The following is a 14,559-nucleotide window of genomic DNA, read 5'->3' on the forward strand; positions in this document are numbered from 1 at the left end:
TCGGGGGCCGCCAGGCCCCCGTCCGGTGCTCCGGGAGGGCCGATGGCTGCAGGGACCCTGGACCAGGCGGCGGCGCGCCGCCTGCTCACCGCGCTCGAAGACCTGGGCACCGGCACGTTCCGGCGCCGGCTGCCGGAGACGGGCGACGGCATCGGCCTCGACCTGGCGCGGGCGTTCAACGAGGTCGCCGACCGCAACAGCCACCTGGCCGCCGAGCTGCGGCGGGTGCGGCGGGCGGTCGGCCGCGAGGGCAAGCTGCACGAGCGCATCGATCCGGCCGGGGCGCAGGGCGCGTGGGCCGGCTGCATCGAGGACGCCAACGCGCTGGTCGACGACCTGGTGCGGCCGGTCACCGAGGTGGCCCGTGTCATCGAGGCCGTCGCCGAGGGCGACCTGTCGCAGAAGATCGAGCTGCGCACCAGCGACGCGCCGCTGCGCGGCGAGTTCCTGCGCATCGGGCGCACCGTGAACGGGATGGTCGACCAGCTCTCGCTGTTCAACGTCGAGGTCACCCGGGTCGCCCGCGAGGTCGGCACCGAGGGCAAGCTCGGCGGCCAGGCCAAGGTCCGCGGGGTCTCCGGCAGCTGGAAGGACCTCACCGACTCGGTGAACTCGATGGCCAGCCGGCTCACCGCGCAGGTGCGCGACATCGGCCTCGTCACGACCGCGGTCGCCAACGGCGACCTGTCGCGCAAGGTGACGGTCGACGTACAGGGCGAGGTGCTGGAGCTCAAGCAGACCGTCAACCGGATGGTCGACCAGCTGTCGTCCTTCGCCGACGAGGTGACCCGGGTGGCGCGCGAGGTCGGCACCGACGGCAGCCTCGGCGGCCAGGCCGACGTCAAGGGGGTGAGCGGCACCTGGCGCGACCTCACCGACTCGGTCAACGTCATGGCGAGCAACCTCACCGACCAGGTCCGTGGCATCTCGACCGTGGCGCGGGCGGTCGCCCGCGGCGACCTCACCCAGAAGATCACCGTCACGGCCCGCGGCGAGGTCGCCGAGCTGACCGAGACCATCAACACGATGACCGACACGCTCGGGTCCTTCGCCGACGAGGTCACCCGGGTCGCGCGCGAGGTCGGCACCGAGGGCAAGCTCGGCGGGCAGGCGCAGGTAGCCGGCGTCTCCGGCACCTGGAAGGACCTCACCGACTCGGTCAACTCGATGGCGAGCAACCTCACCGGCCAGGTCCGCGACATCGCCCAGGTCACCACGGCCGTCGCCAACGGCGACCTCTCCCGCAAGATCACGGTCGACGTCAAGGGCGAGCTGTTCGAGCTCAAGAGCACGATCAACACGATGGTCGACCAGCTGTCGTCCTTCGCCTCCGAGGTGACCCGGGTCGCCCGTGAGGTCGGCAGCGAGGGCAAGCTCGGCGGGCAGGCGCAGGTGGCAGGCGTCTCGGGCACCTGGAAGGACCTCACCGACTCGGTGAACTTCATGGCCGGCTCGCTGACCAGCCAGGTGCGCAACATCGCCCAGGTCACCACCGCGGTCGCCCGCGGCGACCTGAGCCAGAAGATCACGGTCGACGTCAAGGGCGAGCTGTTCGAGCTGAAGAGCACGATCAACACGATGGTCGACCAGCTGTCGTCCTTCGCCTCCGAGGTGACGCGGGTGGCCCGCGAGGCAGGTGGCGAGGGTCGGCTGGGCGGCCAGGCGGAGGTGCCCGGCGTCAGCGGCACCTGGCGCGACCTGACCGACAACGTCAACTTCATGGCCGGCTCGCTGACCAGCCAGGTGCGCAACATCGCGCAGGTGACGACGGCGGTGGCCCGGGGCGACCTGACGCAGAAGATCACCGTCGACGCGCGCGGCGAGATCCTCGAGCTGAAGAACACGATCAACACGATGGTCGACCAGCTCTCGTCCTTCGCGGACGAGGTGACCCGGGTGGCGCGCGAGGTCGGCACCGAGGGCGTCCTCGGTGGTCAGGCGGAGGTGCCCGGCGTCTCCGGCACCTGGAAGGACCTCACCGACAACGTCAACGGCATGGCGGGCAACCTGACCGGCCAGGTCCGCTCGATCGCCGCCGTGTCCACCGCCGTCGCGCGCGGCGACCTGAGCCAGAAGATCAGCGTCGAGGCCAAGGGCGAGGTGGCCGCGCTGGCCGACACCATCAACACGATGGTCGACACCCTGCGGGCCTTCGCCGACGAGGTCACCCGGGTCGCCCGCGAGGTCGGCACGGAGGGTCGGCTGGGTGGTCAGGCCGACGTCCAGGGCGTCGCCGGCACCTGGAAGGACCTCACCGACAACGTCAACTTCATGGCGGACAACCTGACCAGCCAGGTGCGCAACATCGCACAGGTGACGACGGCGGTGGCCCGGGGCGACCTGACGCAGAAGATCACCGTCGACGCGCGCGGCGAGATCCTCGAGCTGAAGAACACGATCAACACGATGGTCGACCAGCTCTCCGGCTTCGCCGACGAGGTGACCCGGGTCGCCCGCGAGGTCGGCACCGAGGGCGTCCTCGGCGGCCAGGCCCTGGTCCGCGGCGTCGCAGGCACCTGGAAGGACCTCACCGACAACGTCAACGGCATGGCGAGCAACCTGACCGGCCAGGTCCGCTCGATCGCCACCGTGTCCACCGCCGTCGCGCGCGGCGACCTGAGCCAGAAGATCAGCGTCGAGGCCAAGGGTGAGGTCGCCGCGCTCGCCCAGACCATCAACACGATGGTCGACACCCTGTCGGCCTTCGCCGACGAGGTCACCCGGGTCGCCCGCGAGGTCGGCACCGACGGCCGCCTCGGCGGCCGGGCCCAGGTGCCCAACGTTGCCGGCACCTGGAAGGACCTCACCGACAACGTCAACGGCATGGCCGACAACCTGACCAGCCAGGTCCGGTCGATCGCCCTCGTCACCACCGCCGTCGCCAACGGCGACCTGTCCAAGAAGATCGACGTCGACGCCCGCGGCGAGATCCTCGAGCTCAAGACGACGATCAACACGATGGTCGACCAGCTGTCGGCCTTCGCCGACGAGGTGACCCGGGTGGCCCGCGAGGTGGGCACCGAGGGCAAGCTCGGCGGTCAGGCCGAGGTCGAGGGCGTCTCCGGGACCTGGAAGAAGCTGACCGAGAACGTCAACCAGCTGGCGAGCACCCTGACCACCCAGCTGCGCGCGATCGCGGAGGTCTCCACCGCGGTGACCCGCGGCGACCTCACCCGGCAGGTCGCGGTCGAGGCCTCCGGAGAGGTGGCCGAGCTCAAGGACAACATCAACCAGATGATCGCCAACCTGCGGGAGACCACGCAGGCCAACGAGGAGCAGGACTGGCTCAAGACCAACCTGGCTCGCATCACCGGCCTGGTGCAGGGCCGACGGGACCTGATGGACGTCACCGACGTCGTCATGCGCGAGCTGACCCCGTCGGTCACCGCGCAGCACGGCGCCTTCTTCCTGTCCGAGGGGGAGGGCGACGACGCGCAGCTGCGGCTCGTGGCGACGTACGGCTACAAGGCCCGCAAGACGGTGTCCAACCACTTCAAGATCGGGGAGGCGCTGGTCGGCCAGGCCGCCCTCGAGCGCAAGCCGATCCTGATCTCGCAGGCACCTTCGGACTACATCAAGGTCTCGTCGGGGCTCGGCGAGGCCAGCCCGGTCAACGTCATCGTGCTGCCGGTGCTCTTCGAGGGGCAGGTGCTCGGCGTCATCGAGCTCGGGGCGCTGACGCCGTTCACCGCCGTGCACCTGGCGTTCTTCGACCAGCTGATGGAGCTGATCGGCGTCTCGCTGAACGCGATCCTCGCCAGCTCGCGCACCGAGGAGCTGCTGCTCGAGTCACAGCGGCTCGCGACCGAGCTGCAGGAGAAGCAGGCCGAGCTCCAGGCGCAGCAGGAGGAGCTGCGCATGTCCAACGCCGAGCTGGAGCAGCAGGCGGCGTCCCTGAAGGCGAGCGAGGAGCTGCTGCAGACCCAGCAGGAGGAGCTGCAGCAGTCCAACGCCGAGCTGGAGGAGAAGGCGGCGCTGCTCGCCGAGCAGAACTCGGCGATCGAGATCAAGAACAGCGAGATCGAGGAGGCCCGGCGGGCGCTCGAGGAGCGGGCCGAGCAGCTGGCGCTGTCGAGCCGCTACAAGTCGGAGTTCCTCGCGAACATGTCCCATGAGCTGCGCACGCCGCTGAACAGCCTGCTGATCCTGGCCCGGCTGCTCTCAGACAACCCCGACGGCAACCTCACCGGCAAGCAGGTCGACTTCGCCCGCACCATCCACAACGCCGGTGCCGACCTGCTGCAGCTGATCAACGACATCCTCGACCTGTCGAAGGTCGAGGCCGGCCGGATGGACGTCCACCCGGGCGACGTCGCTCTGGAGCAGGTGGTCGGCTACGTCGACGAGACCTTCCGGCCGCTCACGTCGGAGAAGTCGCTGGGCTTCTCGGTGTCCATCGCGCCGGGCCTCCCGCCCGCCGTGCACACCGACGAGCACCGGCTGCAGCAGGTCCTGCGCAACCTGGTCTCCAACGCGGTGAAGTTCACCGAGGAAGGCGAGGTGCGGCTGGTCGTCGAGCCCGCGACCGGGCAGCGCTTCGTCGACCCCCGGCTGCAGGGTCGCGACGACGTCATCGCGTTCTCCGTGGTCGACACCGGAATCGGCATCCCTGAGGACAAGCTCCGGATCATCTTCGAGGCGTTCCAGCAGGCTGACGGGACCACCAGTCGCCGCTACGGCGGCACCGGCCTGGGCCTGTCCATCAGCCGCGAGATCGCCCGCCTGCTCGGCGGCGAGATCCACGCCGGCAGCAAGGCCGGGAAGGGCAGCACGTTCACGCTGTTCCTGCCGGTCAACGCGTTCGCGGCCGGGCTCGCCGACCCGACCAACGCCGGCGCAGTTGAGGCAGCGGTCGCGCACGAGCCGCTGCTGGCCGGACCGGTCAGCGCGACCGGCACGACCGGGTCCACCGTCGAGGTCGCCTTCCCGTCGCCGAGCACGCCGACCGACGACCTCGTCGTCGCCGGGCCACCGGTGGCTCCGGCCCTGCTCGGTGACGCGGGCGTCGAGGACGACCGGCACGACCTGCAGCCCGACGACCGGCTGCTGCTGGTGGCGCTGGCCGACGCCGACACGGCGGAGCTGGCCGTGGCCGAGGCCCGTCGGCGCGGCTTCAAGGCCGTGGCGACCCAGGACGCCGACCGTGCGCTGACGGCCCTGCGCGAGCTGGCGCCGGACGCGATGGTCCTCGGGCTCGACCAGGTGACGGCGGCCGGCATGCCGCTGCTGGAGGCGGCCAAGCAGTCGCCGGAGACCCGGCACATCCCGGTGCACGTCGTGGAGCCCGCCCCCGACGGCGAGGCCGGCGACGACGCCGACGGAGCGGCCGCCGCCGAGCGGCGCCGCCGCGCCATGCAGGCCGGCGCGCTCGCGGTGCTCGAGACCCCGGTGACCGCTGAGACGCTGGCCGAAGGACTGGCCGAGATGGCCTCCTTCCTCGACCGCCGGGTGCGCCGGCTGCTCGTGGTGGAGGACGACGCGACCGAGCGCGACGCGATCATCGAGCTGATCGGCACCGGCGACGAGGTCGAGGTCGTCGGCGCGGAGAGCGCCGAGGCGGCGGTCGCCGCCCTCGACGAGGGCCGCTTCGACGCGATGGTCCTCGACCTCAAGCTCGGCGGCACGAGCGGCTTCACGCTCCTCGAGCGGCTCAAGAGGCGGGCCGACCTGCGCACCCTGCCGGTCATCGTCTACACCGGTCAGGACCTGACCCGGCGCGAGGAGACCCGGCTGCGGCGCTACGCCGAGACCATCATCGTCAAGGACGCACGCTCCCCGGAGCGACTGCTCGACGAGACCGCGCTGTTCCTGCACCGCGTCGAGGCGCAGATGCCCCCCTCGCGCCGACGGATGATCGAGCACCTGCGCGACGACGACGCGGTGTTCGACGGCAAGAAGGTGCTCATCGTGGACGACGACGTGCGCAACGTCTTCGCGCTCACCAGTGCCCTCGAGCGCCACGGCATGGTCGTGGTCTATGCCGAGAACGGCCGCGAGGGCATCGACACGCTCAAGCAGAACCCGGACGTCGACCTGGTCCTGATGGACATCATGATGCCGGAGATGGACGGCTACGCCACGACGGAGGCGATCCGGGCCACCACCCGGTTCGCCCGGCTCCCGATCATCGCCCTGACCGCGAAGGCGATGAAGGGCGACCGGGAGAAGAGCATCGCGGCCGGTGCCTCCGACTACGTGACGAAGCCGGTCGACGTCGACCAGCTGCTGTCGCTCATGCGGGTCTGGCTCTACCGCTAGATGCCCGGGCGAGCCGAGTCGGAGCGGGAGGCCGTGGAGATCGCCCTGCTCCTCGAGGGCGTGTACCAGCACTACGGCTTCGACTTCCGGCAGTACGCCAAGGCGTCGCTGCGCCGGCGCCTGTGGCGCCGGGTGCACGCGGAGGGGCTGCAGACCATCAGCGGACTGCAGGAGCGGGTGCTGCACGACCGGTCGGCCATGGAGCGGCTGCTGCTCGACCTGTCCATCAACGTCACGTCGATGTTCCGCGACCCGGGGTTCTTCGCCTCGTTCCGGCAGCACGTGGTGCCCTCGCTGCGGACCTATCCCTTCCTGCGGATCTGGAACGCCGGCTGCTCGACCGGCGAGGAGACGTACTCGCTGGCGATCCTGCTGCGCGAGGTCGGGCTCTACGACCGGTCCCGCATCTACGCGACCGACATCAACGAGGCGGTCCTCGTCTCCGCCGCGGAGGGCATCTACCCGGTCGCGAAGATGCAGGAGTTCACCGAGAACTACCTCGCAGCCGGCGGGTCGCGGTCGTTCTCGGACTACTACCGGGCGGCGTACGGGCGGGCCCAGCTCGACCGCTCGCTCTCGGACAACATCGTCTTCGCCGCCCACAACCTGGTGTCCGACCGCTCCTTCAACGAGTTCCACGTCGTCGTCTGCCGCAACGTGCTCATCTACTTCGACCGGACCCTGCAGGAGCACGTGCACCGGCTGTTCCTCGACAGCCTGGTGCCCTTCGGCGTGCTGGCGCTGGGCCGGAAGGAGACGCTCGCGCACAGCGGGGCGGCGGAGCGCTTCGACGTCGTCGATGACCTCGAGCGCATCTACCGGAAGCGCCCGTGACGACCTCCGCCCCGGTCCGCCTGGTGGTGGTGGGCGGCTCGTGGGGCGGGGCGGCCGCCGCCACCGCGTTGCTGCGCGCGCTGCCCGTGCCTCTGCCGGTGCCGGTGCTGCTCGTCCTGCACCGCTCCCGCAGCTCGGAGGCCGCGGTGCTCGAGCGGGTGCTGGAGCGCGACACCGGTCACCCGGTGCGCGAGGTCGGCGACAAGGACGAGCTGGGCGCGGGCACCGTGCACCTCGCGCCGCCCGACTACCATGTGCTCGTCGAAGGAGGCTCCGTGTCACTGTCGGTGGAGGAGCACGTCAATCACAGCCGCCCGTCGGTGGACCTGGCCTTCGAGTCCGCGGCCGACGAGCACGGGGCGGCGCTCGTGGCCGTCCTCCTGTCCGGTCTCGGCCGGGACGGCGCTCGCGGCATCGCCGCGGTGCACCGGGCGGGCGGACGCACCCTGGTCCAGGACCCCGCCGACGCGGGGCGCGCCGACATGCCGGACGCCGCGATAGCGACCGGGGCGGTCGACGAGGTGGCGCCGGTCTCCGAGCTGGGGCCGCGCGTCGCAGCCCTCGTCGGGCCGACGTCGTGACCGCTGCCGGCGCCGCGCGGGCCAACATCCTCCTGGTCGACGACCGGCCGGAGAACCTCCTCGCGCTCGAGGCGATCCTGTCATCGCTCGACCAGACCCTGGTGCGCGCCACCTCCGGGGAGGAGGCGCTCAAGGCACTGCTGGGCGACGACTACGCGGTGATCCTGCTCGACGTGCAGATGCCGGGCATGGACGGCTTCGAGACGGCGTCGCACATCAAGCGCCGCGAACGGACCCGTGACATCCCGATCATCTTCCTGACCGCGATCAACCGGGAGCCCCAGCACGCGTTCCGCGGCTACTCGGCCGGAGCCGTCGACTACCTGGCCAAGCCGTTCGACCCCTGGGTGCTGCGGGCCAAGGTGTCGGTCTTCGTCGAGCTCTACCTGAAGAACCGGCAGCTGCGCGAGCAGGCCGAGATGCTGCGCAGCCAGCTCGACGACCCGTCGCGAGACGCGCTGCGCCGCGACCTCGCCGACCGGCTGCACGCGGTCGAGGACCAGGTCGAGCTGCTCACCCTGCAGGCCAAGGTCACCATCGACCCCACGGTCCCCGACCAGGTGGTCGAGCTGGCCCAGCGGGTGGCCCGTCTGCGCGAGGGCGTCGAGGCGCTGCGTCCCCGCGACCTCTGACTTCTCGTCCGGCGGGACGGCCCGGGCGATCCGCCGCCGCCGTACGGCCTCCACCCGACTGCTGCTGGCCTCGCACAGTCCGGCGACTCGACGGCGTGTTGCCGCTGTGACAGCTGGTGCCGGCGTGACTGACGGGTAGCCTCGCGGCATGGCCACCCGTACGCCGACCCGAGGCACGTCGCGAGGCACGACCGGTAGGTCGCGCGGCTCCAGCGGGGGCACGAGCCGGTCCTCCGGCGGGTCCCGGTCGTCGAGCCGCAGCTCCGCCGGCCGCCCTGCCGCGCGCAAGCCGGCTCCTCGGCGGGTGAGCCGGTCATCAACCCGGCGCGTGGGCCGGCCCGGCTCCGCGGTCCTGCACGGGCTCGGCCGGGCCTGCCGGGCGATCTGGCTGGGCATCGCGCACCTGGTCGGCGGCCTGGCCCGCCGGATAGGCACCAGCGCTCGTGACCTGGACCCGGCCCACCGCCGGGACGGCATCGGGCTCTCGCTGCTCGGCCTCGCCACGGTGGTGGCCGCCGTCGAGTGGTGGGGCCTGCGCGGCCCGGTGGGTGCGGTCGTCCACGCGGTCGTGGCCGGCACGTTCGGCCGGGTCGGGCTGGTCGTGCCCCTCGTGCTGCTGGCCCTCGGGGTCCGGCTGCTGCGGCACCCCGAGGACGCCGAGGCGTCGGGGCGCATCGGCATCGGGCTGTTCGCGCTCGTGCTGTCGGTGGTCGGGCTGGTGCACATCGCCCGCGGGCTGCCCGACCCCAGCAAGGGCGCAGAGGACATGCGTGAGGCCGGGGGAGTCCTCGGCTTCCTGGTGTCCTCACCGCTGGAGGCCGCCGTCACCCAGTGGGTCGCGGTGCCGCTGCTCGTGCTGCTGGGCTGCTTCGGCCTGCTCGTCGTCACCGCGACGCCGGTTCATGCCGTCCCCGAGCGGACCAAGGCGACGCTGGCCCGGCTGCTGCACCGCACGTCCCCCGGGGCCGAGGCGGACCCGGCAACGACGGACGGCTCTGCCGCCGAGTCGCCGGAGCCGCTCAAGCGCCGCCGCCCCCGCCGTCGCCAGGGCTCGATGGCTGACACCGACGACGGCTCGGCCGACGTGCCCTACGACAACGCGCTCGTCGTGGGAGACGTGCCGGCCTTCCCGGGAGCGGCGGCCGCGGCCAAGGACGAGTCGCCGACCGAGAAGCCGCCGCCCGCGCACTCGCCGCTGCCGGTGCGGGTCGAGCAGCTGCTGCTCTCCGGCGACGTCACCTACTCGCTTCCGGACGGGTCCCTGCTGCGCGAGGGCTCGGCGCACAAGGCGCGCACCAAGGCCAACGACGCCGTGGTCGAGTCGCTGACCGGCGTGCTCGAGCAGTTCGGCATCGACGCCCAGGTGACCGGCTTCACCCGCGGCCCGACGGTCACGCGGTACGAGGTCGAGCTCGGCCACGGCACCAAGGTCGAGCGGGTCACGGCGCTGTCGAAGAACATCGCGTACGCCGTGGCCAGCGCCGACGTCCGGATCCTGTCGCCGATCCCGGGCAAGTCCGCGATCGGCATCGAGATCCCCAACACCGACCGCGAGACGGTGAGCCTCGGCGACGTGCTGCGCTCGGGCAACGCGCGGGCCGACCACCACCCGATGGTGGTCGGGCTCGGCAAGGACGTCGAAGGCGGATTCGTCGTCGCCAACCTGGCGAAGATGCCGCACCTGCTCGTCGCCGGCGCCACCGGCTCCGGCAAGTCGAGCTGCATCAACACGCTGATCACCTCGGTGCTGCTGCGCGCGACGCCGGACGAGGTGCGGATGGTGCTGGTGGACCCGAAGCGGGTGGAGCTGACGGCGTACGAAGGGATCCCGCACCTCATCACGCCGATCATCACCAGCCCGAAGAAGGCGGCCGAGGCGCTGCAGTGGGTCGTGCGCGAGATGGACATGCGCTACGACGACCTGGCGGCGTTCGGCTACCGGCACGTCGACGACTTCAACAAGGCGGTGCACTCCGGCAAGGTCACCGCGCCACCAGGCAGCGAGCGCGTCATCGCGCCCTACCCATACCTGCTGGTCATCGTCGACGAGCTCGCCGACCTGATGATGGTCGCACCGCGCGACGTCGAGGACTCGATCGTCCGGATCACCCAGCTGGCGCGCGCCGCCGGTATCCACCTGGTGCTGGCCACCCAGCGTCCGTCGGTCGACGTCGTCACCGGCCTGATCAAGGCCAATGTGCCGTCGCGGCTTGCCTTCGCGACGTCGAGCCTGGCCGACAGCCGGGTCATCCTGGACCAGCCCGGCGCCGAGAAGCTCGTCGGTCAGGGCGACGCGCTGTTCCTGCCGATGGGTGCCAACAAGGCGATGCGCCTGCAGGGCGCGTGGGTCACCGAGCCCGAGGTCGTCTCGATCGTCGAGCACTGCAAGGACCAGCTTCAGCCCACCTACCGCGAGGACGTCACCGCGCCGGCCGCGAGCAAGAAGGACGTCGACGAGGACATCGGCGACGACCTCGGCCTGCTCTGCCAGGCGGTCGAGCTGGTCGTGACGACGCAGTTCGGCTCGACGTCGATGCTGCAGCGCAAGCTGCGGGTGGGCTTCGCCAAGGCCGGACGGCTGATGGACCTGATGGAGAGCCGCGGGATCGTCGGCCCGAGCGAGGGGTCGAAGGCCCGCGACGTGCTCGTGAAGTCCGACGAGCTGGACGGTGTGCTGCTGACCATCCGGGGCGAGTGAGCGGGGTCATCCGGACGGCGCAGCATGATCACTCAGGGTGAGGGCGTGGCTGGTCGACAGTGATCAGGGCCCCTAGACTGAGGGCTCTTCCTGTGCTCGTCAGCCGGTCTCCTGCCGCGGAACCGGGGCGGGTCGCGGACCGGGAGGAGAGCGCGTGTCGATCGGCCAGACCCTCGCCTCGGCGCGGGAGAAGGCAGGCCTGACCGTCGAGCAGGTCGCTGCAGCGACCCGCATCCGGCGGACCCTGGTGATGGACATCGAGCGCGACGACTTCGCCTCCAGCGGCGGCGACTTCTACGCCCGCGGGCACATCCGGACGATCGCCCAGAAGGTCGGGACCGACCCGACGCCCCTGCTCGCGGAGTTCGACGCCGCCCGCCCCGAGGCCGCTCCGCCGCGGGCGACCGACGTGTTCGAGTCCGAGACCGCGGCCAGACCCGAGCGCCGTGGTCCCAACTGGACCGCGGCGATGGCCCTGGCCGTCGCGGTAGTCCTGGTGTACGGCGTCGTCCAGGTCGTGACGAGGGACTCGACGACGCCCACCGACGGCCTCTCGGGGCCCGGCGGCGGCGCGACGACCACCTCAGCGCCCGCGAAGACCTCCTCGAGCCCGACGCCGACCGGCGACGGCAGCGCCGTCGCGCAGGCGCCACGCACCAAGGTCACCGTCGTGGTGCGGGCGCGGGACACCAGCTGGGTGCAGGCCACCACCGCGAGCGGCGAGGAGCTCTTCCAGGGGCTGCTCGAGGACGAGAGCCGCACCTTCACCGACCGCCAGCGGGTCAACCTGGTGATCGGCAACGCCGGCGCCGTCACGCTCACGGTCAACGGCACGTCCATCGGGTCGCCCGGCCCGCCGGGTGCGGTCGCCCGGGTGCACTTCACCCCGCAGGACCCCGCGGCCGGCTGAGCAGGGGCAGCACGAGCGTACGAGAGGCCGACCGGCCGTCCCGGGCAACTAGGCTCTGCCCATGTCCCACGCCCGCCGGCGCGTGGCGCTGGTCACCCTCGGGTGCGGGCGCAACGACGTCGACTCCGACGAGCTGGCCGGGCGCCTCGCGGCGGACGGCTGGGACCTGGTCGCCGACGCCACCGACGCGGACGTCGCGGTGGTCAACACCTGCGGCTTCGTCGAGGCGGCCAAGAAGGACTCCATCGACACGGTGCTCTCCCTCGCCGACCTCAAGGGGGACCTCCAGGAGAGGGGCCGCACCCAGGCGGTGGTGGCCGTCGGGTGCCTCGCCGAGCGGTACGGCCGCCAGCTGGCCGAGTCGCTGCCCGAGGCGGACGCCGTGCTCGGCTTCGACGACTACCCGGAGATCTCCGCGCGGCTGCAGTCGGTCCTGGCCGGCGAGCCCCACGTCCCCCACGCGCCGCAGGACCGGCGGCGGCTGCTGCCGGTCACCCCCGTCGACCGCGCGGCCGTCGACGCCCCGCCGGTGCCACGAGTGCGCACGACCGGCGGCCCGGTCGCCGCACTCAAGCTCGCGTCCGGCTGCGACCGGCGGTGCAGCTTCTGCGCCATCCCGACCTTCCGCGGCTCCTTCGTGTCGCGCCGCCCGTCCGACGTGCTGGCCGAGGCACACTGGCTGGCGCAGGACGGGGTCCGCGAGCTGGTGCTCGTGAGCGAGAACTCGACGTCGTACGGCAAGGACCTCGGCGACCTGCGTCTCCTCGAGGCACTGCTCCCCGAGCTGGCCGCCGTCGACGGGGTCCTTCGGGTGCGGGTCAGCTACCTGCAGCCGGCCGAGATGCGGCCCGGGCTGCTCGAGGTGATCGCGTCGACGCCGGGCGTGGCGCCGTACTTCGACCTGTCGTTCCAGCACTCCAGCGCCGCCGTCCTGCGACGCATGCGCCGCTTCGGCGACACCGAGCGCTTCCTCCACCTGGTCGAGCGGATCCGCGCAGCGGCACCGGAGGCGGGCATTCGCTCCAACGTGATCGTCGGCTTCCCCGGCGAGACCGACGACGACCTTGCCGAGCTCGAGACGTTCCTCACCGGGGCGCGGCTCGACGCGGTCGGCGTGTTCGGCTACAGCGACGAGGACGGCACCGAGGCTGTCGGGCTGGACGGGCACCACGAGGACGACGTCGTGCGCGAGCGGGTCGAGCGGGTCAGCCGACTGGCCGACGAGCTGGTCGCGCAGCGGGCGGAGGAGAGGGCCGGCGAGGCGCTCGACGTCCTGGTCGAGTCACTGGACCCCGTCGGCGGCGTCGCCGAAGGCCGGGCCGCGCACCAGGCACCCGAGGTCGACGGCTCCACCACGGTGCGCGGTCTCGAGGTCCTGCCCCGCATGCCGCGCGTCGGCGACCTGGTGCGCGCCAAGGTCGTGGGGTCCGACGGCGCCGACCTGCTGGCGGAGGTGCTCGCGTGACGGCGCCGGTGCCGGCCGCCGCGAGCAGCTGGAACGTCGCCAACGCCCTCACCGTGCTGCGGCTGGTGCTGGTGCCGGTCTTCCTGGTCGCGCTGTTCCAGGACGGCGGTGACTCGGCGGCCTGGCGGGTGGGCGCGTTCGTCGCGTTCGCGGTCGCGTCGGTGACCGACCGGATCGACGGTGAGCTGGCCCGGCGGCACAACCTGGTCACCGACTTCGGCAAGATCGCCGACCCGATCGCCGACAAGGCGCTGACCGGCGCCGGCCTGATCGGGCTGTCTGTCCTCGGCGAGCTGCCGTGGTGGGTGACCGCCGTCATCCTGGTCCGCGAGGTCGGCGTGACGGCGCTGCGGCTCGTCGTCATCCGGCACGGCGTGATGCCGGCCAGTCGGGGCGGCAAGGTCAAGACGATGTTGCAGAGCCTGGCGATCGGTCTGCTGGTGCTGCCCACCACCGGCTGGCTCGAGGACGTGGCGCTGCTCGTCATGGCGGTCGCCGTCCTCGTCACGGTCGTCACCGGGGTCGACTACGTCCTGCGCGCCCTCCGGCTGCGCCGCACCAGTGCCCGCACGACGGCGCGCAACGAGGCCCGGCGGGCCAGCAGGGCATGACGGAGCCGACCGCACACGGCCTCGACGGGGCGCGACGGCTGCACGAGCTGCTGCTCGCCCGGGGCGAGACCCTGGCGGTGGCCGAGTCCCTCACCGGCGGAGCGCTGGGCGCGGCCCTGACGTCGGTGCCGGGCGTCTCGGCGACGTTCCGCGGCGGCGTGGTGGCCTATGCGACCGACCTCAAGGCGGCGCTGCTCGGCGTCGACGCCGGCCTGCTGGCCGAGCGGGGGCCGGTCGATCCCGACGTCGCCGCCGCCATGGCCACGGGGGCACGGGCCCGGCTCGGGGCGACGTACGGCCTGGCCACCACCGGAGTCGCCGGACCCGACCCCCAGGCCGGCCACCCGCCGGGCGAGGTGCACCTGGCCGTCGCCGGCCCCGGCGGCACCCGGCACGAGCGGCTGCAACTGGTCGGCGACCGGGCGGCGGTGCGGGCGGCCACGGTGCGCCGTGCGCTGCTGCTGGCCGCCGAGGCGGTCAGTGGGGAAGCCGGGGAAGCCGGGGAAGCAGACGACTGATTACAGAGTTACAGTGGGTCGCAGCCCCCGATGTCCGCTCCGGCGGGTACGG

9 protein-coding genes are annotated in these 14,559 nt (G+C 72.2%); all 9 read left to right on the forward strand.

Annotation, left to right across the window (positions count from 1 at the left end; all coding sequences use genetic code 11):
- The first annotated feature begins 42 nt into the window (after positions 1-42).
- Positions 43-6,258, forward strand: coding sequence for a HAMP domain-containing protein (locus VK640_00300; protein ID HTE71630.1), 6,216 nt, complete (start codon positions 43-45; stop codon positions 6,256-6,258).
- Positions 6,259-7,092 carry a protein-glutamate O-methyltransferase CheR gene (locus VK640_00305; protein ID HTE71631.1) on the forward strand — a complete coding sequence of 278 codons (834 nt, stop codon included), beginning with the start codon at positions 6,259-6,261 and terminating at the stop codon, positions 7,090-7,092.
- On the forward strand, positions 7,089-7,673 hold the full coding sequence (locus VK640_00310; GenBank protein HTE71632.1) for a chemotaxis protein CheB: 585 nt from the start codon (positions 7,089-7,091) through the stop codon (positions 7,671-7,673). Before VK640_00305 ends, VK640_00310 begins: the two co-directional genes overlap by 4 nt.
- Positions 7,670-8,305, forward strand: coding sequence for a response regulator (locus VK640_00315; protein ID HTE71633.1), 636 nt, complete (start codon positions 7,670-7,672; stop codon positions 8,303-8,305). Before VK640_00310 ends, VK640_00315 begins: the two co-directional genes overlap by 4 nt.
- A 148-nt stretch (positions 8,306-8,453) precedes the next feature.
- On the forward strand, positions 8,454-11,003 hold the full coding sequence (locus VK640_00320) for a DNA translocase FtsK (protein ID HTE71634.1): 2,550 nt from the start codon (positions 8,454-8,456) through the stop codon (positions 11,001-11,003).
- A gap of 154 nt (positions 11,004-11,157) precedes the next feature.
- Positions 11,158-11,913 (forward strand): RodZ domain-containing protein, encoded by a 756-nt coding sequence (locus VK640_00325; GenBank protein HTE71635.1) that lies wholly within the window; start codon positions 11,158-11,160, stop codon positions 11,911-11,913.
- A 61-nt stretch (positions 11,914-11,974) separates the two neighbouring features.
- Complete coding sequence (rimO, locus tag VK640_00330) at positions 11,975-13,378, forward strand: 30S ribosomal protein S12 methylthiotransferase RimO (GenBank protein HTE71636.1); 1,404 nt, start codon at positions 11,975-11,977, stop codon at positions 13,376-13,378.
- Complete coding sequence (gene pgsA, locus VK640_00335; protein HTE71637.1) at positions 13,375-13,989, forward strand: CDP-diacylglycerol--glycerol-3-phosphate 3-phosphatidyltransferase; 615 nt, start codon at positions 13,375-13,377, stop codon at positions 13,987-13,989. The genes rimO and pgsA overlap by 4 nt, the downstream gene beginning before the upstream one ends.
- Positions 13,986-14,507 (forward strand): CinA family protein, encoded by a 522-nt coding sequence (locus VK640_00340; protein ID HTE71638.1) that lies wholly within the window; start codon positions 13,986-13,988, stop codon positions 14,505-14,507. The genes pgsA and VK640_00340 overlap by 4 nt, the downstream gene beginning before the upstream one ends.
- Positions 14,508-14,559 lie beyond the last annotated feature (52 nt).

It is taken from the genome of Actinomycetes bacterium, from assembly GCA_035489715.1.
Lineage (GTDB): Bacteria > Actinomycetota > Actinomycetes > JACCUZ01 > JACCUZ01 > DATHAP01.